At 50.7% G+C, this 20,826-nt stretch carries 19 protein-coding genes; 18 read left to right on the top strand and 1 reads right to left on the bottom strand.

Annotated features, from left to right (window positions below):
- Positions 1–10: 10 nt before the first annotated feature.
- Positions 11–1,282 (bottom strand): right-handed parallel beta-helix repeat-containing protein, encoded by a 1,272-nt coding sequence (locus RB2501_RS09845; RefSeq protein ID WP_187289159.1) that lies wholly within the window; start codon positions 1,280–1,282, stop codon positions 11–13.
- 295 nt (positions 1,283–1,577) lie between these two features.
- On the opposite strand from RB2501_RS09845, the gene RB2501_RS09840 reads away from it, so the two are divergent.
- The 18 genes from RB2501_RS09840 to RB2501_RS09755 all read left to right on the top strand — a co-directional run bounded on the left by RB2501_RS09840 (position 1,578) and on the right by RB2501_RS09755 (position 20,779).
- A complete protein-coding gene (locus RB2501_RS09840; RefSeq protein WP_015754646.1) occupies positions 1,578–2,651 on the top strand; it encodes a glycosyltransferase family 4 protein in 1,074 nt (357 codons plus the stop codon).
- A gap of 62 nt (positions 2,652–2,713) precedes the next feature.
- Positions 2,714–3,820 carry a glycosyltransferase family 4 protein gene (locus RB2501_RS09835; protein WP_083760710.1) on the top strand — a complete coding sequence of 369 codons (1,107 nt, stop codon included), beginning with the start codon at positions 2,714–2,716 and terminating at the stop codon, positions 3,818–3,820.
- Between the two features lie 3 nt (positions 3,821–3,823).
- A complete protein-coding gene (murJ, locus tag RB2501_RS09830) occupies positions 3,824–5,170 on the top strand; it encodes a murein biosynthesis integral membrane protein MurJ (protein WP_015754644.1) in 1,347 nt (448 codons plus the stop codon).
- A 4-nt stretch (positions 5,171–5,174) separates the two neighbouring features.
- Positions 5,175–6,317 carry an O-antigen ligase family protein gene (locus RB2501_RS09825; RefSeq protein ID WP_148214339.1) on the top strand — a complete coding sequence of 381 codons (1,143 nt, stop codon included), beginning with the start codon at positions 5,175–5,177 and terminating at the stop codon, positions 6,315–6,317.
- A gap of 36 nt (positions 6,318–6,353) precedes the next feature.
- Positions 6,354–7,253, top strand: a complete 900-nt coding sequence (locus tag RB2501_RS09820; RefSeq protein WP_049764857.1) for an ATP-grasp fold amidoligase family protein — start codon at positions 6,354–6,356, stop codon at positions 7,251–7,253.
- Positions 7,254–7,463: 210 nt separating this feature from the next.
- Positions 7,464–8,369, top strand: coding sequence for a sulfotransferase (locus RB2501_RS09815; protein WP_015754641.1), 906 nt, complete (start codon positions 7,464–7,466; stop codon positions 8,367–8,369).
- A gap of 78 nt (positions 8,370–8,447) precedes the next feature.
- Positions 8,448–9,542, top strand: coding sequence for a glycosyltransferase (locus RB2501_RS09810; protein WP_015754640.1), 1,095 nt, complete (start codon positions 8,448–8,450; stop codon positions 9,540–9,542).
- An 84-nt stretch (positions 9,543–9,626) separates the two neighbouring features.
- Positions 9,627–10,805, top strand: a complete 1,179-nt coding sequence (locus RB2501_RS09805; RefSeq protein WP_015754639.1) for a glycosyltransferase family 4 protein — start codon at positions 9,627–9,629, stop codon at positions 10,803–10,805.
- Between the two features lie 34 nt (positions 10,806–10,839).
- On the top strand, positions 10,840–11,460 hold the full coding sequence (locus RB2501_RS09800) for a sugar transferase (RefSeq protein WP_015754638.1): 621 nt from the start codon (positions 10,840–10,842) through the stop codon (positions 11,458–11,460).
- 158 nt (positions 11,461–11,618) lie between these two features.
- A complete protein-coding gene (locus RB2501_RS09795) occupies positions 11,619–12,365 on the top strand; it encodes an SDR family NAD(P)-dependent oxidoreductase (RefSeq protein ID WP_015754637.1) in 747 nt (248 codons plus the stop codon).
- Positions 12,366–12,418: 53 nt separating this feature from the next.
- Positions 12,419–13,651 (top strand): glycosyltransferase family 2 protein, encoded by a 1,233-nt coding sequence (locus tag RB2501_RS09790; protein ID WP_041327173.1) that lies wholly within the window; start codon positions 12,419–12,421, stop codon positions 13,649–13,651.
- Between the two features lie 12 nt (positions 13,652–13,663).
- Positions 13,664–14,935 carry an ATP-grasp domain-containing protein gene (locus RB2501_RS09785; protein ID WP_148214338.1) on the top strand — a complete coding sequence of 424 codons (1,272 nt, stop codon included), beginning with the start codon at positions 13,664–13,666 and terminating at the stop codon, positions 14,933–14,935.
- A 15-nt stretch (positions 14,936–14,950) separates the two neighbouring features.
- A complete protein-coding gene (locus tag RB2501_RS09780) occupies positions 14,951–15,712 on the top strand; it encodes an SDR family NAD(P)-dependent oxidoreductase (protein WP_015754634.1) in 762 nt (253 codons plus the stop codon).
- Between the two features lie 9 nt (positions 15,713–15,721).
- Positions 15,722–16,495, top strand: a complete 774-nt coding sequence (locus RB2501_RS09775) for an SDR family oxidoreductase (protein ID WP_015754633.1) — start codon at positions 15,722–15,724, stop codon at positions 16,493–16,495.
- A 10-nt stretch (positions 16,496–16,505) separates the two neighbouring features.
- Entirely contained in the window at positions 16,506–17,540 is a 1,035-nt protein-coding gene (locus RB2501_RS09770) for a glycosyltransferase (RefSeq protein WP_015754632.1), read from the top strand.
- Between the two features lie 21 nt (positions 17,541–17,561).
- Positions 17,562–18,365: a hypothetical protein gene (locus RB2501_RS09765; protein WP_015754631.1), complete on the top strand. Its 804-nt coding sequence runs from the start codon at positions 17,562–17,564 to the stop codon at positions 18,363–18,365.
- A gap of 75 nt (positions 18,366–18,440) precedes the next feature.
- Complete coding sequence (locus RB2501_RS09760) at positions 18,441–19,514, top strand: GNAT family N-acetyltransferase (RefSeq protein ID WP_041327172.1); 1,074 nt, start codon at positions 18,441–18,443, stop codon at positions 19,512–19,514.
- A gap of 11 nt (positions 19,515–19,525) precedes the next feature.
- Complete coding sequence (locus RB2501_RS09755; RefSeq protein WP_015754629.1) at positions 19,526–20,779, top strand: GNAT family N-acetyltransferase; 1,254 nt, start codon at positions 19,526–19,528, stop codon at positions 20,777–20,779.
- Positions 20,780–20,826: the final 47 nt, after the last annotated feature.

The raw sequence follows: 20,826 nt of genomic DNA, 5'->3' as shown, positions 1-20,826 counted from the left end.
GAATCCCCCGCTAGCGGGGGATTTTTGTTATCTGGAAATCTACGTTTTCGTTATCCGATGCATCCATATTGATATAATCAAAAAGGGGCGCCTGTTGATTCTTACGCTTCACCGTAATATTGCCATGCATGTCTTTTAAGCTATCCGGGATCCAGCGGGTGCCCCGCACCCGGAAAACCGGAACATCGCTTTCGTATTCCAATACCACATCGGTAAAGGTAAATCCTCCCGGACTGGATGGGATCTTATAATGCGGCACTTCCAGGAATATCGCCGACATCCCGGTATCCCGGCAAATATTCCGGGCTATCACGTTCTTGAAGTACACGTGAAACCCTTCGGCATTTTTCCTGGAAACCAATAGCCCCCAGTTTGAATCCTTCACCAGAATATCTTCAAAGTGAATCGTCCCCCCAACCGGGTCCGTTTTATGGGAGTGGATGGTGATTTCTGCACGCACTTTCGGGTTGTCCCTGGAGAAGTTGTCAATCAGGATACAGTCCTTGAAACGGACGGAGATCGGTTCCGAACTGCCCGTTAAATTATGCGTTTCAATCTTGATGCCCGCATTGTAATTGTTGGCAAATTGGCAATTTTCGAAATTGATATTCACCAGCCTTTCGGTTTGCAGGTCGGGTTCCAGATCCACCCCGGCCCCGGGAAAGGTGCCTTTGGTGTCCCGAAATTCGGAATCCTGGATCCAAACGTCCTGTGCGCTTACGATGGAGATCCCCTGCCGTTTGTTGTTGATACTCTTGATCCTGCTTACATAAATTTTTTCCGAAAACAATTTCTTCTCACTCCTGCCGATGGTCAGGCCGTCGCCTCCGCTGTCCCGCAGGACCAGGTTATCGATCACTACATCCGTACACCCGCGCAGGCGGATCACATGGCGCCACTCCCCGTCAGTATATTCAGCTTTATTCATGGCCAGGACGTTACCCTTTCCAAGCAACTTGATGTTTTTGCAGTCGACGAATTTGAGCAACGCGTCGATCTTCTTGGGAAAGGCCCCGGGGATGGCCCGTAATTCCACGTTTTCCTCAAAGTGGATCGTTTTGTCTTCAACTCTTACAAACCGCATGGGCCGGAGGTTCCAAACCGGGAAATGACTGTCCAGTATCAACTCCTTCTCAGGGCTGTTCATGGCCATCCGGAAAGCTGTGGAGGCGTCCGACGGATAAAATGAACTAATGGGTTTTGGCTGTGAGAACACCACTCCCGACATCAGGAATAGAGCTACTTTTACAAACCGGGTTATTTTCCAATGGCAAAATGGCATAAGGGTGAGTTTGCTGCAAGTTAAATCAAAAGGCATGCCTAAAAAATATTGGACTCCCACCGGTTGATTCTATCGTTGAATTGATTGGAATCACTAACTAAGCGATAAAAGCCGCAGGTTATGGAGAATATTTATCTGCCTTGGAATTTATTGCAACCTTTGCTGCATTTTATACAGGCAATTGGTGCATCCTGTGCAATAAATATGTCGAACATAACGTACGATCGTCCTTTGGGATGTCGTTATGAGACCAATAGATGGCTTTCTGTCAATTGATGAACAATTTCACCGCAATATGAAGATCGACTTTCTCATTACCAAAATGAGTGACGGGGGTGCCCAGCGTGTCGTAAGCCTCCTGGCAAATTATCTTGCCGACAGGGACCACGAGGTTCGGATAATCACATTCCGGGATGGCGATCATTATCCTCTCCACGAAAAGGTGAAACGCATTAAAATGCACCAGAAACCGCTGATCGACTCGGTAGTATTCAGTGGTTTTTTCAGTTTATTGTCCTTTTACCGCAAGAAGAGCAATCGACCCGACGTAATGAGTTCGCACATAGACCTCCTGGGGTACATGACCATTCCCATTGCCCGGATATTCAATATTAAAATCATCGTTTCCGAACACAATAATCATTTATCCCGATATACCTATCAGGAAAGGTTTCTCTGGAAGTTTTTATATCCTATGGCCAGCGCAGTTACCGTGCTCACCCAGTTTGACTTACCCTATTTCCAGAAGAAGAATCGCAGGACGGTGGTGATGCCCAACCCGTATTCCTTTCAGGTCGCATCCCGGGTATCCCTGTCCGACGAACGAAAAAAAGAGGTGATGGCTATCGGAAACCTCAATCGGGTGCATCACAAGGGCTTTGACAACCTGATGGATATAGTCAAAGAAATTTCATCGATGCATCCCGAATGGAAATTTGTCATTGTCGGGGCCGGAAACGGGGGTCGGCCTCAATTGGAAGCGCGAATAAAGGAATTGGGCATCTCGGATTATGTAACCTTAATGGGTTTTCGCAAGGATATCAAAGAGTTGCTGAGCCGCACAGGCATTTATATTCTGCCGTCCCGATTCGAAGGACTTCCGATGACGCTCCTTGAAGCGATGTCCCAGGGAGTTCCCTGTATTGCCTATGATTGTATTTCCGGCCCCGGAGATATCATCCGCGATGGCGAAACCGGCCTGCTCATTGAGAATCAGAATATGGATGAAATGATCAAAGGATTATCACAATTAATCCAAAGTCCCGAACTTCGTGACAAATTTTCCCAAAATGCACCGGGGTCACTGGAGAAGTATTCAATAGAGAAGGTTGGTGCTAAATGGGAAAATTTAATTGAACAGATTACTTAACAACCTTCTATTCCTTTCACAGGCCATCGAGAGTTAGCATCTCATGAGAGCCAAAAATCGATATGCGTCAATTGTCCGGTAAAAGAAAAATTGCTTTTGTCATTCACAACCTGGGGTCTGGTGGCGCTGAAAGAGTGGTCACACTTTTAGCCAACCATTTAGTTCAGTCCTACCATGTCACCATTATCACACATAAAAAACGGCAACCCTTTTACGAGTTGCACAAAGAAATATGTGTCATCCATTGTTTTAACGATACGCTCAGAAGTCAGAATGCATTGGAGAGTATCCGGAACAATTGGCGCCTGTACAAAAGGGTCAATACGCTGATCCGGGAAAACCGGATTGAACTTTGTATCGGCTTTATGACCACCTCCAACGTCCTTTCGGTGCTGGCATCCCGGAGCAATGGTATCCCCGTCGTAATCAGTGAAAGGAACAATCCCGAGGAAGAAAAAAACAAGTTGTCCCATTTATGGAGATTTCTGAAGAAATACACCTATCGGAAAGCGGATAAACTTGTAGTTCAGAATAATCGCATTAAATCATTGTATATCAATGATATTGACAACAAAAAGCTGCAGATCATTCCGAATCCGATAAACCCGGGACTCAGGCCGGACCCCAATGTCGAAATGTCAAACATCATCCTCAACGTGGGGAGGTTGGAGCGTCAAAAGGCACAGGATACACTGATCAAGGCCTTTGCCAATCTGAATCCATCGGGCTGGGAATTGCATATAATCGGTGACGGCAGGCAAAGGTCCTATTTGGAAGCGTTGATCGACCAGCTCCATATGAACGACAAGGTCCGGTTATTGGGAAAAAAGAAAAATATCCAGCCATACTATGCGAAAGCCAGGATTTTTGTACTGAGTTCTTTATACGAAGGGTTTCCGAATGTATTGCTTGAAGCCATGCAAATGGGCAAGGCTTGTATCTCCACGGATTGTCCGACGGGGCCTTCGGATATTATATCCCATGGGGATGACGGCATACTGGTCCCCGTTGGGAATACAGCAGAACTCGAAGCGGCCCTGAGGGACCTCATAGAAAATCCTGCAAAGGAACGCCAGCTCGGTGAAAAGGCAAAGGACGCAACGAGGCCCTATCAAATCGAAAACATCGCCGCCGTTTGGGAAGAGTTAATAGCTGAATTGCTTAAATAGACCATGAAAATCTCTTCCGTCATATCCGCAGCCGTTGCACGATTGAGAAGAAAAGGCGTAGCCCGTAATATTCTTATTGTATTTCTTGTCACGCTGTTCGTCAAGGGGCTGGGATTCTTCAAGGAAACCTTCGTCGCAGCCAATTTTGGGCTTTCAGAGGTACTCGATACTTTTTTCATCGCCTTTATATTGCCAGGTTTCATACAAAACGTATTCGTCAGTTCCTTTAATCAGGTCTTTATCCCGAATTACGTAGCGGAACAACACGGGGAGAACAACACTGCGTCATTTAAAAGTGCCGTTTTTCTTGTCACATTCTCGATATCCCTGTTTCTGGTACTCGTTTCCTTTATTTTTGCCGATTTCTATATCGAAGAGTTTTTTCCCGGTCACGATGCCGAGTATTACGCCCTGGTAAAATCACAACTTTACTTTTTGCTTCCCTGCATTCTTTTTTGGGGGCTTTCTTCCCTGATTCACGGTTTGCTGAATATAAAAGACGAATATCTCCTGTCATCGACCAGCGGAGTGATCCTACCTGTTACAATTATCCTGACCTTATATTTTGGAAAGGAAGTTTTCGGCCCGAACGTTTTGGCTATCGGCACGCTGTTCGGAGCCGTGTTGTCTTTCTCCTATTTACTCTCGGTAGGTTTAAAAAAAGGGGTGCTAGCCTTATCTACACCCAATTTTCGGAGCGAAAACATCCGAGTTATGCTTCGGCAGGTACCGGTAAAGATGACCTCAAGCTTTTTAACGGGCATGCACAATGTTATCGATTCTTATTTTGCCGCCAAACTGGTTATCGGGTCGGTTTCGGCATTGAATTACGGAAATAAAATACCGGCATTTGCTATTGGCATTTTAGTTATTGCCATATCCAATGTCCTGCTCCCCTACTTCTCAAAAGCAGTTGTTGTCAACCGGAAAAAATCATTCGAAACGCTGTTCCGGCTGCTTAAAACGGTTTTTATCGTAAGTGCCATCGTTGCTGTTTTGGGGATCATTACCAGCGATTTCTTTGTGTCATTGTTCTTTGAAAGGGGCAAGTTCTCGAGTAGCGATGCGGAAATTGTATCGTTAATCCAAAAAATAATATTGATTTACGTACCGTTTAAAACTAGTGGAATGCTGATTGTGAACTTTCTCACCAGCATCAACAAGAACAATGTAATGGCCCTGGTAGCATTTATCAGCGTGGTATTGAATGCGATCCTCGATTATGTCCTGATAGACAGCTATGGAGTATATGGAATTGCGATGGCTTCGACCGCTGTAATTGTACTGAGAAATATTTTGATGTTTTCCTACACCTGGAATCAATACAGGTTGTTTAAATTAAAGCACTAGCCGTATGAATTACGTTCGATGGGCCATACTTGCACTACTACTCCTGCAACTTCCGGGTTTCTTCCTTTTTAACATTGGTCCAAGTCTTGGTTCATTGTCCAGTTACCTGACATCGGGATTGTTATTGGTTTACTTCTTCTTTGCGCAACCAAAACACCGGTTATTTATCCCGTTTATAGTGCTCGGAATTCTGTTTTTTACTTTCAGCACCTTTAATTTTTCCTCAGAGGACGAAACGGAATTCATCAAAAGTTTCCTGCGTTTTATGATAGTGGTCGCATGCGGAAACGAAGTGGTGCAACGAACCAATAACCGGGATTTACTGGTAGTTCTTATTGTGGGCGGCTTGAGCATTATAATTCACGGGGTTGTTTTTCCGGATGCCTATACGGAATTCAGCACGGTTACAGGACGTGCCAGTGGCTTTTATCTGAATCCGAACTATGCAGGCACCGTGGCCCTGGTGGGTTACAGTTTAAGCCTGGCATCCTCGTCAAAACGCCTTCGTTGGACAGGCATGCTGATTTTCAGTTTGGCCGGCTTGCTTACCCTTTCCAGGACATTTATCGTAATCTGGGTCATAATCAATCTGATTGCCTCTGTCCGCAGCAGAAAGAATCTCCTTGGGTTTGCTGTGGGTGGCGCGATGGTCATCCTGATTTTAACCGTTTCCACCTTCCTGGAATTGAACACCGAGAGGTTTTCGGCACTGGAAAGTCTTTTCTCCAATAATGTCCAGACGGAAACAATTACCAAAGATACCCGGATGGATACCTGGGCCAAGTACACGCCTAAAGTATGGGAAGCACCTATTTTTGGCAACGGGTACAACAAATTGCGCGGTAAGCAGTACGGCGGCTCCGGCATCCATAATACGTATTTGATGGTCTGGGGTGAATCCGGCATATTGCCCTTTTTATTTTTAATGGGTTTATATTTCTATTTGGTCCTCGGCTGCCTCAAATATTTCGATACAAACCCGGAGTATCTCTATGTAATTATTGTTATTGCACTTGCAATGCTCGCCAGTCATGGATACTTTGAATCCTTCTTTATGGTATTTATATCCATGTTCGTCTATGCCCGAATCAGAGACTTAAAAAAACAGGAATTACAACCCCCACCGGAGGCCACTGCATCGACCTGATTCTTTGATTATGCCCATTATTAAATCTGAACTCCCATGTTGAATATCCTAAGGCGTATTTATCACTTTTATGTGCGGACATTTGTCAGTGACACGGCATATATAAAAAGAAAATTCAGGAAGAAAATGGGGTATGAACTGAACCTGCAGCATCCCAGGACCCTGAATGAGAAAATCAATTGGTTAAAACTTCACGATAGGACGCCACTACATTCGCAATGCTCGGACAAATATGCGGTCAGGGATTATGTCAAAGGCAAAATAGGCGAAAATTACCTCGTACCGCTCTATTTTTCAACCGAGGACGCAGCGGATATCAACGAGCGCAACATCGATAAGTTCCCTTGTATCATCAAAACAAATCACGACAGTTCCGGCGGTGTATTCCTGAGGGAAAAAGAAGGGGTTGACTGGCAGGAAATACAGGCTAAAATGGCTAAGCGGATGCATCGGAATTACTATACGAATTCTCGTGAATGGCAGTATAAAAACATCAAGCCCCGGATCATTGTGGAGCAACTGCTCCTTGACGATGAAGGCAAGATACCCGCAGATATCAAGGTCCATGTATTTCATGGGAAACCGGAAATGATTCAAATGGATGAAGGACGGGGCACGGACGGCCACTTCAGAAACTGGTATTCTCCATCCTGGGATTTATTACCCATGCGCTGGAGCTCCGTTTTAAAAAATGGCCGGTTAACGGACCCGAAAAATGTCCCGGTAGACAAACCCCGATCTCTGGACAAAATCCTGGAGCTCTCCCGACAGCTGGCCGAACCATTTCTTTATGCTCGAATTGATTGGTACGAGGTGGGCAATCGAATATATTTTGGGGAAATTACGTTCCATCACGATGGAGGCTACCGACCCATTCTACCTAAGGAATGGGATTATAAGCTGGGCGAAAAACTGGATCTGCAGCACCAAAAGTGATCCGTTCGCCCATGTATGTTGAGAAAATCCACCCCCGGCCAAACCATATGGGTTAAAAATGTTCATCAATAAAATCGGGCGTTCACCGTAAATATTGGGTGCTGTGAGAAGGGAAGGCCTATCTTTGTGGCGATTTAATTACAAAAACCCAAATCGTTTGCTGGGGGCATTTTAAAGGTGGATTCCCCTCGAAAAGATTACAACGCAACTATGGCAAGTCATATCGAAAACTTTAAGGAACTCGAAAGGCCCATTATATTTATCGGGAATCCGCGGTCCGGGACCACGATTATCTCTGAAATTGTCATGCGGCATAAAGATATTGGCTATCCTTCCCAATATCAGAATGCCTTCCCAAGGAGTACGACCGTAAATTACCTGAGAAGGGTATTCGACAACAAATACTGGAGGATTTTTGGCCAGAAGAAACAATTGAACAAAGTAAACCCCTTTAACCGCTTCGTCTTTCGCACAGGGGAAAATTATACCATGTGGAAAGCGATTGTGGGCCCGGGTATCGATTTTGACCGGGACTTTTTGCACGATAAACGGGAGCAGCCCGAATACGTCCGGAAAATCCGGAAGTTCTTCAGCAAAATTGTACGGAACCAGGGGAAGAAAAGGCTGGCTTTTAAGATTACCGGACCCTCGCGCCTGGAATACCTGAACAGCATCTTTCCCGATGCGCAATATGTCCGGATTCACCGGAAGGCGATCCCTACCGTCAGCTCCCTGATGAAGATCGATTTCTGGCCGGATCGGGGCGAGAAACGCCTTTGGTGGACCGGCCCCTATACACAGGAGGAGCTAGAATGGGCGGAAAAGCACAAAGACGACCCCATTGCGCTGACCGCATTCCAGATCAAGAAAGTGAGCGATGTCACGGATGAGGAGGTCAGCAAGCTGAATGTAGACGTGCTGGATGTACAGTACATCGATTTTGTCAAGAATCCGGAGCAGGTCATCAAACAGATCCTGGACCACACGAACCTGTCGTATGACGATGCCTGTTTTGATTACATGAAACGCAACAAAATATTCAACCGCAATAAGAAGGACGAGGATTACTTCCCGACCAAGGACCTGGAAACCATTCGCCAGATTTACCCGGCCTGAGTTCCGGGTTCTGGCACCTTTGCGGAATCAACTGTTCCATGATTGCCCAAAACTCCCCATGGGAAACCACACAATGAAATGAGGATCCTGCAACTCATCAACGGAATGTCCACCGCCGGTGCGGAGATTCTGCTGGTTGAAACCTCGAAACGCTACCTGGAACGCGGCCACCAGGTGGATGTCTGCCTGTTGTCCTCCTACGACGCCCCCCTGCTCCGGGAGTTGCGGGCTACGGAGGGTATCGAAATCCTGAGCCTGGGGGAGAAACAAAATATCTACAGCCCGGTTTGTGTTTTAAAACTGGCCAGATGCCTGAAGGGAACGAAATACGACATCATCCACGTCCACCTGTTCCCCTCCTTTTACTGGGCTGCGCTGGCTAAATACGCCTTTCGCGGGTCCAAACTCATCTATACGGAGCACAACACGAACAACCGGCGTATGGGGAATGCCCTCTATCGGTGGGTCGACAACCGCATCTACCCCCGTTACGACTGCCATATCGCCATATCCGACACGGTACGCGAGCGGCTCGATGCCCATATCAACACGCGCCGCAACAAGGTGGTGACCATCTACAACGGCATCGACCTGGATGCGATTCGCAGTGCCGAACCGCTCAAAAAAACGGAAATCGGATTGCCGGAGAACGCAAAGATGCTCCTGCAGGTCTCCGCCTTTCGCCCGCAAAAAAATCAGGAAACCCTGATCCGCGCCCTGGTGCACCTGGACCCGGAATTCCATGTGGTTTTTGCCGGAATGGGGGAACTCATCGATTTCAACAAAGAACTCGCCGCCTCCCTGGGCCTCTCGGACCGGGTACATTTCCTCGGGATCCGTCCCGATGTCCCCCGGTTGTTGAAAACGGCGGATATCGTGGTGCTTTCCTCCCATTACGAAGGCCTTTCCCTCTCGAGCGTCGAGGCGCTGGCCAGCGGCAAGCCATTTGTGGCGACGGACGCCCCGGGGCTTTCTGAGGTAGTTGGGGGTGCGGGGATCCTGGTGCCTGACAATGACCCGGACGCCCTGGCCGCCGAGATCCGCAAGTTGGACGAAGACCCGCAACACTACGATGCGGTGAAAAAACGCTGTCAGCAGCGGGCCGAGAAATACGACATCAATACAATGGTAGACAGATATTTAGATCTCTACCGGCAAGTCCTGGGGAATTGAAATTGCGAAACCGATATATGAAATCCGGCCAGGAACCGTTTGACACTCTAAGGGGGCGCTCCCCCGCTAAATTGAAAACCATTCATGCCGGATAAACCAAAACTGTTCCGAGTTGCCACCATCCCCGCATCCATAGCCTTTCTGCTGCGCGGCCAGCTGGGCTATATGTCCGGGGACTACGATGTGGTGGCGGTGGCGTCCTCCCACCCGGAGGGTGCCCTGGAAAAAGCTGCCGAAACCCAGGGGGTACGCGGCTATACCCTGCAATTGACGCGGAAGATCACCCCGGCGACGGATATTCGGGCCGTCTACAAGCTATACCGCATCCTGCGAAAGGAAAAACCGCTGTTTGTGCATACCCATACGCCCAAAGCCGGGCTCGTGGGCATGCTCGCGGCCTATCTGGCCCGCGTGCCCTTCCGGATGCACGACATCGCCGGACTCCCGCTGGTGGTGGAAACCGGGTTGAAACGCGCCCTGCTGATCTGGATTGAGCGGCTCACTTATCGGCTCGCCACACACGTATACCCAAATTCGCACAACCTGAAGTCCCTCGCCCTGGAGTTGCGGCTTGCACCGGACCGGAAAATGTCCGTATTGGGCAAGGGAAGCTCCAACGGAGTGGATACCGAGGCTTTCTCCCAGGATCGCATAAGCCCCGAAACCCGAAACGAGATCTATCGGGAAATCGGGTTTAAACCATCGCACCTGATATTTATCTTTATCGGTAGGTTGGTCCGGGATAAGGGCATCAATGAACTGGTGGCCGCATTTACCGGGCTCTGCAAAACACACCCGGACATCAGGCTCCTGATGATCGGCCATTACGAATCCGAATTGGACCCGCTAAAGCCCGAGACGCACCAGGCCATAGATACGCACCCGCAAATCATGTATGTTGGCCCGAAAAAGGACGTGCGTCCGTACCTGGCTATATCAGATGCCCTGGTATTCCCGACCTACCGGGAGGGATTCCCGAATGTCCCGATGGAGGCCGGGTCCATGGGCTTGCCCGCAATTGTCACCGACATCAACGGATGCAACGAAATCATTGAGCACGAGGTAAACGGCCTGATCATCCCGCCCCAGCAGCTGGAACCCCTCAGGGATGCCATGGAGCGCTTTATCCTCGAGCCCGATCTGCTGGCCAGTCTCGCGCAAAAGGCGCGTCCCATGATCGCGGGCCGGTACGAACAGGAGTCCGTTTGGAAGCTGATCCTCGAAGAGTACCGTCGCCTGGAACAAAGTCATAAAACCGCCTAGGTTCCGCATGTATCTATTCGTAAATTGAACGGCCATGACCTACCGACGAATTAAGCATTTCCTGGATTTTCTCACTGCCCTGATCGCCGTTTTGCTATTAAGCCCCCTGCTGGTAATCATCACGCTGATCCTGGCAATCAGCAACCAGGGGCAGCCATTTTTCTTCCAGCAACGCCCGGGCAAGGACGAACGCCTTTTTAAGATCATCAAATTCAAGACGATGAACGACAAAAAAGACGCGGACGGCAATTTGCTGCCCGACGTGCAGCGCATTACCCGGGTCGGCAAATTCATCCGCAAGGCCTCCCTGGACGAGCTGCTGCAGCTGATCAACGTAATCAAAGGGGATATGTCCATCGTCGGGCCCCGCCCGCTGCTAGTCAAATACCTCCCCCTGTACAACGAGGAACAGGCCAAGCGCCACCGGGTACGCCCCGGGATCACCGGGTGGGCGCAGGTCAACGGGCGCAACGCCATCAGTTGGGAGCAGAAGTTTGCCCTGGACGTATGGTATGTGAACCATATCAGCCTGGCCACCGACCTGAAAATCCTGTTGCTGACTGTAAAAAAAGTCTTCCGGCAGGAAGGTATTTCCGCCAGTGAAAGCAATACGATGCCAACATTTACAGGCAGCCCGCCGGGAACGGAAGCCTGAGGCCCGGAATCGGGTTGCCGGCAACCCGGGGAAGCCCGGCGTGTCGGAAAAATCGACTTAATCGGATTATCGTTTCATTATATAGACGAAAATCCCTGCACTGGCAATAAATATGTAGTTTTGAGCGGACCGCTAGAAACCGGTTAATCGGAACATCCATGAAAACTGTTATGATACTCGGCGGCGCCAAAGGCGTCGGCAGGGAAATTCTGAGTGCTTGCCTCGAGAAAGGGTACAATGTATCTTTTTGTGGCCGGGATGCCCGGGAGGGGAAGGAAATCATCCAGGCGTCCGGGAAGGCAGACCGGCTCTACTTCCACCCCATCGACCTGAACAGTATCAGGGAAATTGAAAATTTCCACCGGGAGACCCTCCGTCGGTTCACCAAGGTGGACGCCCTGGTGGTCTATGCCGGGATTACCCCGGTTGCCTCACTGACCGATACGGATGAGGAAGTGTTCGACAGCGTTTTTAACGTCAACCTCAAAGCCCCGTATTTCCTGTTAAAACACGTTGTGAAATCGATGATGGAACAAAATTCGGGCTCCATCATCTTCTTTGGGTCCGCCCACATGGATTACGGGGAAATGGATCGGACCGCCTATGCGCTAACCAAGAGTTCGCTCTACACGCTGTCTACCCACATTTCCCACCATTACGCCCGGCATGGAATCCGGTCTAATTACGTGGTGATGGGTTGGACGGATACGGAAGGGGAACTGAAATTGCGGGCCAGCGAAGGTAAAAGCGAAAGCGAATTGAAACGGGAGGCCTCAGCCGCTATTCCGATGGGCCGGATGCTCAGCAAGCAGGACCCGGTCCCGGCTGTTATGTACCTGATTTCGGAGGAATCCTGTATGACTACGGGGTCGCTGATCCGGATTACCGGCGGGGAATATATTTAACCGGGGGAGTATAGATAAAATAATATAAGAGGGATAAATTAAAGTTGATTTCGTTGGACACAGCCCAGATAAGCGTTATCGTACCCATTTACAGGATTGAGGCCTATTTGCCTCAGTGCGTCGAGAGTCTTTTAAATCAATCGTTCGAGAATTTTGAATTGATCCTGGTGGACGACGGCAGCCCGGACGGATGCCCGGAAATTTGCGATGCCTACGCCGAAAAAGACCCCCGGGTCCGGGTGATCCACAAGGAAAACGGCGGCCTGGTGAGTGCGCGGAAGGAAGGCCTTAAGAATGCCCGGGGCAAGTACATCGCCTTTGTGGACGGAGACGACTGGGTGGACAACTATTACCTGGATATCCTCTACAAACTGGCCGAGGCAAACGATTCCGACCTGGTGGTGACCGGGCATTTCCGGGAATTCAACGGGAAAATCGAAACAATCAAACCCAAAACCGCCGGGATCTACAACCAGCGGGAACTGCAGGAGGAGATTTTGCCCAACGCCATCTACAACGGGCAATTTTGCGAGCACGGCATTTCCACCTACGTGTGGAACAAACTCTTCAGGCGGGAGTTGCTGGGCCAGGTCCTCTTTGATGTACCCGACGAGATCATCATGGGCGAGGACGCCGCCATCACCTATTCCTACCTGGCAATCTGCAAGCGGTTGACCGTTAGCAAAATACCCCTGTATTACTACCGGCAGCGACACGATTCCATCGTAAAATCCATCGAAAACCCGCAGATGGAATATTACCGGCTCGGTTTGCTGATGCACTACCTGAAAACCAAGCTACAGCCGGTGCTCGACGAGCAAAACCTCAGCGAACAAATCCGATATTACCTGTATTCCCAGATACTCGTCCGCTCGGGCGGGCTCATCTACGACAGGGACGACAAATTGATATTCAACCCCTTTGTTGGCGTTACACCGGGGTCGAAAGTAATTGTCTACAGCTCGGGATCCTTCGGGCAACACGTCCTGACCACCAATAAGAGAAACCGGTTTTTCAATATCGTCCGTTGGATCGATATCGATTACCACGAATTGCACGTGGATGAAATCTACGTAAGTCCGATCAGCGCCTTTGAGAATGACGCCTTCGACCATCTGATCATCGCCACCATCAATCCGTCGAATTACCGGGCCATCAAGCGCGAGCTGAGCCTGATGGGCGTGGACGAAAAGCGCATCGTACGGATCAACACGGATGAAGAGGAAGTCAGCGGCCTGCTGGCGGAATTGGGTTTTGACAAAGACTTTAAATTCCGGGGAAACTAAACCGATATGCAAATGAAGAAAATCATGATCCTTGGCGGGAACCCCGAGACGGCTGTATTGGTCAATACGGCCCTGTCCATGGGATACTACACCATTGTAGTAGACATGGGACACGGCTCCCCGGCAAAGAAAAATGCGTCGGAAAGTTACGATATCGACGTGTTTGAAGTGGATAAAGTTGTGGCCCTGGCCAGGGAACGGAAGGTGGACGCCGTATTGGTGGGGGTGGCGGATATCCTGGTAAAGCCCTACCGGGAAATTTGCGAGAAACTGGGCGTGCATTGCTACGCCACCGAAAAGGCCGTTGAGGCCTTCAGCAGCAAGGACGGTTTCAAGCGCTATTGCATGGAGCACGATATCCAGGACATCCCCGGGATTTACCTGCATGCCTCCTCCCCCATCGAAAAGCCTGAGGGGCTGGATTACCCGCTGATGATCAAGCCGGTGGACAGCGGCGGCGGGGTGGGCATGAAGATCTGCCGGGACGACGCGGACTACCGCGATTCCGTGCGGGAGGCCCTGAAGCATTCCAAAAAAGGCGTGGTCCTGGTGGAAAGGTATATGGACTGCGACGATATGGCGGCGTATTACACATTCCGCAACGGCATCCCCTACCTCTCGGCCACGTACGACCGGATAACCCAAAAGCAGGGCGATGCGAGCCCGGTTGGGATCGGCGCTATCTACCCTTCCCGCCACCAGCAAACTTTTGAAAAGAACATCCACCCGAAATTGTCGCGCTTTTTCCAGTCGCTGGGCATCCAAAGCGGCGTGCTGAACCTGCAGTTTTTTGTGGAGGACGACGAATTTTACGCTTACGACCCGGGGTTCCGGCTCCAGGGCGAGGCGCCCCACATCCACCTGGCGCACATCAACGGGTTCGACCACCGGGAAATGCTGATCGAATTTGCCTTTACCGGCGAATTCGGCAGTGACGACTTTCCCGAAAAAAACGACCCGGGCTTCCAGGGGAAAAGCGCCTGCACCTATTGGGTGCTGCTCAAGGCCGGGGAGATTGCCTCAATCCAGGGGTTGGACACCATAAAAATGGACGAAAGCGTCGTGTTTGTCATGCAGCGCTTTCAACAGGGGGATGTGGTCCAGCCGGAATGGGTGGGTACCGAACGTCAGGTTTTTGCCCGGATATACATCGAGGCGGATTCCATCGGCGAAATCAATGCCAAAATCACTGATTTTAACGACCGGTTGAAGATTGAGGATACCCGGGGGGAAAACATGATTATTTCGCACCTGCACCCCTTTGAAGAAAAGGAATACAGCTAAAACAAGATTTTGACAATGAATCAAAAGAATAACCATTCGCATACGAAAACTGCCGTGGTAACGGGCGGTTCCAGGAATATCGGGTTTGCGATCGCCGAAAAATTCCACGAACTCGGGTATCGCGTAGCCATCCTGAGCGTTTCCGGGAATAGCGCCCAAACGGCCGCGGAGAAATTGGACGCCACCGGCAAACAGGTAATCGGCATCCAATGCGATGTAACCGATGAAGCGTCGGTGGTGGCGGCACTCGAAGCCACCCAAACACAATTTGGGGGTATCGATATCGTTGTTAACAGTGCGGGGCTGCTGGATATGTGCAGCATCGAGGAAATGACGGCCGACCATTGGGACAATATTATGGAGACAAACGTCCGGGGTACATTCACCACGGTTCAGAAAGCGATCCCGTACCTGGAGAAGAGCCCCGCCCCGAGGATCATCAACATCTCCTCGAATGCCGGCCGGATGGGCGGGTTTGAAAACGGGCTGGCGTACAGCGCCTCCAAGGGGGCCGTTATCGCCCTCACCTATGGCCTGGCCAGAAGGCTGGGGGATAAAAAAATTACGGTGAATTGCATAGCTCCCGGAACCATCGAATCCGATATGTCGGCGGCGCGAAGCGAGGAAACACAACGAAAATTAAAACAGCGATTCCCCCTGGGAAGGTTTGGGACGCCCGAGGAAGTAGCGGCTGCGGCCTGCTATTTTGCCAGCGACGAAGCCGGCTTTACCACGGGGTCCGTACTGGATGTCAACGGGGGGTTATTCATGGGATAAATTAAAAGTATGGCAAAGAATATTTTGGAATTATTCAGTTTAGAAGGTAAAAAAGCCCTGGTTGTAGGCGGCGCCGGGGATCTCGGCAAGGCGATGGTGGAAGCCCTTGCCCAGGCCGGGGCCCAGACCGTCATCATCGACTTTGACGAGCGGGTCTTTGAGCTCTGTGACAAGTTCCGGGCCGATGGCCTGCAGGTAGACCCCATCCGGGCAGATGTCAGCGAGATATCTCAGGTCCGGGAATCCTATAAGGAGGCCCTGGAAAAGCTGGGGGGTACCATCGATATCCTGGTGAACTCCGCCGGGATCCAAAGGCGATACCCGAGCGAGGAATTCCCGGAGGAGGAATGGAGCAAGGTGATTGCGATTAACCTGGACGCCACTTTCTACTACTGCAAGTACGCTGCCAACGACATGATTAAGAATGGCGGCGGGAAGATCATAAACATCGCCTCCCTGATGAGCTTTCTGGGGGGGATTACCATCCCGGCCTATGCGGCCTCCAAAGGGGGCGTGGCGCAGTTGACCAAGGCATTGTCCAACGACTGGGCGGCCAAGGGAATCTGTGTGAATGCCATCGCCCCGGGATATATGGATACGCAGCTGAATACTGCGCTGATTGCAGACAAGAAACGGACCGACGAGGTGATGCTTCGCGTGCCGATGAAACGCTGGGGGGATGGCGAGGATTTGAAAGGCCTGACGGTTTTCCTTTCTTCAGCGGCCAGCGACTACATTACCGGGTGCGTGATACCCGTAGACGGCGGTTACCTGGCCAGATAAAGCGATCAACATGAGACTGAGCATCCTGATACCGCTCTACAACAAGGAGCAATACATCGACCGCTGTATGGACAGCCTCTTGGCGCAGGGACTGGCTCCCGGCGACTTTGAGGTAATCCTGGTCGATGACGGTTCAAAGGATGCATCGGCTGCTATTGCCGGCCGGTACGCAGCGGAACACGGGAATGTCCGGTTGATCTGCCAGGAAAATGCCGGGCCGAGCGCCGCCCGGAACCGCGCCCTGGAGGCCGCCGGAGGGGATTACGTGTATTTCCTGGATGCGGATGACCTGCTGGCGGGCCACGTTGCCGGAAGGCTCCTCGACATCTGCGAAGAAAACAACCTGGATATCCTGGAATTTAATTCCAGGGATATCGAGAACCACCTGGTGGCCGATGCGGACCTGGAAGGACCCCCCGATGGGACAGAATCGGTAACCCCCGTTGCGGACGGGCTGACTTTTATCTCCAGGTACTATTTCAGGAACCAGGCCTGGCGGTACTTTATTAAGCGGGCATACCTTCTGGAATCCGGCATCCGGTTCCCGGAAGACATGCGGGCTTACGAAGACCTTATTTTTACGGCGAGCACCATCCTGCATTCCAACCGGATGGCCCGCGTTGAACTGGATGCCCACAGGTATGTCATCGTACCGGGATCCATTGTCACCAGTAAAGACCCGGAGATCAACCTCGGATTCATCCAGGGAATGGTCAAGGCCGTGGGGGAATTGAACCGACTCATCCGGGGCCTGGATAATTCCCATAAGGCGTATGCGGGCGTGGTGAAAAAGATGCGAACCAAACAGCAGTCTATCGTATTTGCGCTATGCCTGCGGGTATTTAAATATCGCCTGCACAACCGAAGGGACCTGAAAAAAATACTGGATCAACTCAGTGCATTCAAGGCCTACCCGATGGACCGGAAGATCCGGGAAATCGACAACGGGAACGCATTTCACAGCAGGATCATGGTCCCGATTTTTAATAACCGAACCCTGTTATTTTTAGGTGCAGGCATCATGAGGCTTGTCCCGCGCACATAAAACAAACTTAAACTTTCAATTATGATTGGATTCCTCGTACCGGTAAAGAGTGAGCAGCTGTCGTCCGACTGGCATTTGTTCAGCCAACTCGTAATGCGCAGCCTGAAATCCATCAGCGGGCAGAAAGATGGGGATTTCCAGATCATTGTGGCCTGCCACGAACTGCCTGAAAACCCATTGGAACACCCGCAAATCAGCTATATTCAGGTAGATTTTGAACCGCCCCGGTTAACCGAGAACGGCGATTGGGAGGAAGACAGGCAGCGCAAGGAGGCCGATAAGGCCCGGAAAATCGTAAGCGCCTATGAGTATGCCAATGAGCACTTTGACGTGGATTATTACATGGTAGTGGACTCGGACGACCTGATCCACCACGGCATATCCAAATACGTAAATGCGCGCGTAGGCACCAACGCCCCGGGCTGGTTTGTCAAGAAGGGGTATTTCTACCGGGAAGGCGAGAAACTGGCCTGGAAAATCCGGTCCAATTTCAACGTCCGCTGCGGCACCTGCATCATCATCCGCAAAGACCTCTTCCCGCAACTGATCATCAAGGACCCCTACCTGTACTACTATCACGAGAAAACCGAATTGGCGGACGGGGTAACCCTGGAGCCCCTGCCTCTTGCAGGAGCCCTCTACAGCATGGCCAACGGGGAGAACCACTATATGTCCAAAAATATCATGGTGAAAATGGTCAACCAGACCAAGTTTTTCACCCTGGACCACATCCGGAGCGTGATCTCCAAGGTCACGAGATATCGCCCGAGACTGATCGGGAACCGCTTTAAGAAAACATATAATTTTTATAGTATATCGCAATAAAGGAGCCCCACTCTTAAAGAACCCGGAGCCGAAAACCTCCCCTACCCGGCCGGGACGCAAATTCCCCGGCCGGGCATGAAACCTACAAGGCTGATGATTGAATCCATAAATGATCGCGTAGCATGGAAGGCATTGCTGTCAAAGGCATCTTGCAAGGACTTCTATTTTACCTACGAGTATCACGAGATCAGCAAAACCAGCCATCAGGAAGTAATTCTGATCCACTACGCCCAGGAGAATGGTTGCGGCGTTTTGATGCCCCTGCTGATCCGGGAAATCCAGGGTACGCCTTACCGGGATGCTACCTCGGTGTACGGCTATGCCGGGCCGCTTTGGATTGGAAAATTTGACGATATCGACATTTCCCGGTTTCACCGAGAACTCAAAGCCCACCTGAGAGAACTCAAGGTAGTCACCGTCTTCTCCCGCCTGCACCCATTCTTTCTGCGGCAGGTAAAATTACTCGGCGGGTTCGGGGAAATTGAAACCAAGGGGCAGGTGGTAAACATCGATGTATCGGCTAGCCCCCAGGAGCAATGGAGGGGCGTCAGCAAAAGGTTTCGTACGTATCTGAATAAAGCGCGCCGTACGTATCGGATTCGCAGGGGACTCACGGAGGCGGATCTCGAAATATTTATGGACCTGTACCGGAAATCCATGAACCGCCTGAATGCCACGTCGTTCTATTTCTTTGAGGATGCGTATTTTCAGGGAATGTACCAAAGCGAATCTTTTGAGACGGACATATTGATCGCCGAGGACCCGGAAACCGGGAAATCTGTTTCCGCGGCCATGTTTGTCAGTTGCGATGAAATCGTTCAATACCATTTATCCGGGACGCACCCCGACTATCTGGAGCTGCATCCGGTAAAGGCATTAATCGATGAAATGCGCCGCAGGGCAACCGAAAAAGGCCGTCGTTTTTTTAACCTGGGGGGCGGCCTGGGCAGCAGCGAGGACAGCTTGCTGGAATTTAAAACCCGCTTCAGCAAGGACCTCAGGTGGTTTCGGGTATGGAAGTACATCAACGATCCGGAGGTGTACAGCGAATTGACCGAGAACCGCCTGGGCCGGAACTGCCCGGACGACCCGGCAGTATGCAAAACGTTTTTTCCCTGCTATCGATGTAAATTATTGGAAAAGGATTAAGCCAGGCGTTTATGAAAATCCAGGAGAACCCCTTTGTTTCCGAACCATTTATCAGCCTTTGGTTCAAACACTTCGGCAAAGGTCGGACTCCCCGGGTTTTCCCTCAATTTCCAGGACTGACCTTCGTCAGACACCCCCGGCTCCCGTTTTTGATCAATGCGGGGGCGACCCAAACCAAGGGGGTTTCACACGGGGAAATCCCCACCGGCGGGAATGGGATCGGGAATAAGGTACTACTGGTTTACGACGTGGCGGAATATTTTGACGTGCCGGTCCCGGATCGGTCTTCGGGGATTAAAGTAAGGCGCGTGCGCCAGTATCCGGGCTTCCTGGTGCAGACGACAGGGTTCCGGGATGTAGAGGAGTACCTCCAAAAGCACATCAGCAAAAACAGTCGCTATAAACTGAAAAAGTACCGGAGGAGGCTGCACGAAGTCTTTGATATCCGCTATGAAATGCACGGTGCGGACATTTCAGGGAAGCGTCTGGATGCCCTTTTCGATGTATTCCGTAAACTCCTGGAAAAACGGTTCGACGGCAAACAGATTGTAAACAACAACCTGGATGAAAAGGAGTGGGCATTTTACGTGGCATCGGCCCGTGAGATGATGCAATCTGGCACCGCAGGCCTTTTTGTCGTTTATTCCGGGGAGGAACCCGTGGCTTTTACCCTGAACTATTTCTCCGGGAATGTCGTTTTCGACGCGATTACCACATTTGATGTCGCCTATGAAAAGTTCCATCTTGGCACGGTTTCGCTCATGGGCCTGCTGAACTGGTGCATGCAAAGCAACCGATCCCTGGACCTGTCCAAGGGGTATTTTGAATACAAGAATCGCTGGACAAACAGAAAGTACTATTTTGAATACCGGATCTATTACAGTCGGAGTTCCGTAAGCGGGAAACTGCTGGCAGCGGGAATTGCGGGATTCTACCGGGTGAAACAATGGCTGCGCGGGCAGGGTTGGAACGAGCGGTTCCACCAGCTGACCTACCGCCTCGGGAAACCCAGGGGATACGACTCGGAGCGGCCCATCCCCTACCTCCTGAAAGAGCCGGCCAGACCCCTCGATTCGGAAATCCAGCAGGAAGTGGTTGCCGGTTCCCCGGAATGGCGGAAATTACGGCCTCCCCTGTTTGAATTCCTCTACCTGAACCCCGGGAATATCACCAATACGCGTATTTTTAAACTCGGGGAGCCCGGAGTTTATCTGATAAAAAATCCAAAGGCACAGGCCCGGGTTGAGATTCAGGAGGCTCCCTGATCGGTGTGGAGAGATGGGGGTATTCTGATGATGGTTAGGGTATTCTT

This window comes from Robiginitalea biformata HTCC2501 (assembly GCF_000024125.1).
GTDB lineage: Bacteria > Bacteroidota > Bacteroidia > Flavobacteriales > Flavobacteriaceae > Robiginitalea > Robiginitalea biformata.
Note: the sequence above shows the minus strand (reverse complement) of the source record. Positions and strands in the feature narration are given on the sequence as shown.

What these genes read in the sequence shown, in the direction of transcription:
- RB2501_RS09845 (WP_187289159.1), bottom strand. Translation starts at nt 1,282, where the DNA reads ATGCCATTTTGCCATTGGAAAATAACCCGGTTTGTAAAAGTAGCTCTA.
- RB2501_RS09840 (WP_015754646.1), top strand. Translation starts at nt 1,578, where the DNA reads ATGAAGATCGACTTTCTCATTACCAAAATGAGTGACGGGGGTGCCCAG.
- RB2501_RS09835 (WP_083760710.1), top strand. Translation starts at nt 2,714, where the DNA reads ATGCGTCAATTGTCCGGTAAAAGAAAAATTGCTTTTGTCATTCACAAC.
- murJ (WP_015754644.1), top strand. Translation starts at nt 3,824, where the DNA reads ATGAAAATCTCTTCCGTCATATCCGCAGCCGTTGCACGATTGAGAAGA.
- RB2501_RS09825 (WP_148214339.1), top strand. Translation starts at nt 5,175, where the DNA reads ATGAATTACGTTCGATGGGCCATACTTGCACTACTACTCCTGCAACTT.
- RB2501_RS09820 (WP_049764857.1), top strand. Translation starts at nt 6,354, where the DNA reads ATGTTGAATATCCTAAGGCGTATTTATCACTTTTATGTGCGGACATTT.
- RB2501_RS09815 (WP_015754641.1), top strand. Translation starts at nt 7,464, where the DNA reads ATGGCAAGTCATATCGAAAACTTTAAGGAACTCGAAAGGCCCATTATA.
- RB2501_RS09810 (WP_015754640.1), top strand. Translation starts at nt 8,448, where the DNA reads ATGAGGATCCTGCAACTCATCAACGGAATGTCCACCGCCGGTGCGGAG.
- RB2501_RS09805 (WP_015754639.1), top strand. Translation starts at nt 9,627, where the DNA reads ATGCCGGATAAACCAAAACTGTTCCGAGTTGCCACCATCCCCGCATCC.
- RB2501_RS09800 (WP_015754638.1), top strand. Translation starts at nt 10,840, where the DNA reads ATGACCTACCGACGAATTAAGCATTTCCTGGATTTTCTCACTGCCCTG.
- RB2501_RS09795 (WP_015754637.1), top strand. Translation starts at nt 11,619, where the DNA reads ATGAAAACTGTTATGATACTCGGCGGCGCCAAAGGCGTCGGCAGGGAA.
- RB2501_RS09785 (WP_148214338.1), top strand. Translation starts at nt 13,664, where the DNA reads ATGAAGAAAATCATGATCCTTGGCGGGAACCCCGAGACGGCTGTATTG.
- RB2501_RS09780 (WP_015754634.1), top strand. Translation starts at nt 14,951, where the DNA reads ATGAATCAAAAGAATAACCATTCGCATACGAAAACTGCCGTGGTAACG.
- RB2501_RS09775 (WP_015754633.1), top strand. Translation starts at nt 15,722, where the DNA reads ATGGCAAAGAATATTTTGGAATTATTCAGTTTAGAAGGTAAAAAAGCC.
- RB2501_RS09770 (WP_015754632.1), top strand. Translation starts at nt 16,506, where the DNA reads ATGAGACTGAGCATCCTGATACCGCTCTACAACAAGGAGCAATACATC.
- RB2501_RS09765 (WP_015754631.1), top strand. Translation starts at nt 17,562, where the DNA reads ATGATTGGATTCCTCGTACCGGTAAAGAGTGAGCAGCTGTCGTCCGAC.
- RB2501_RS09760 (WP_041327172.1), top strand. Translation starts at nt 18,441, where the DNA reads ATGAAACCTACAAGGCTGATGATTGAATCCATAAATGATCGCGTAGCA.
- RB2501_RS09755 (WP_015754629.1), top strand. Translation starts at nt 19,526, where the DNA reads ATGAAAATCCAGGAGAACCCCTTTGTTTCCGAACCATTTATCAGCCTT.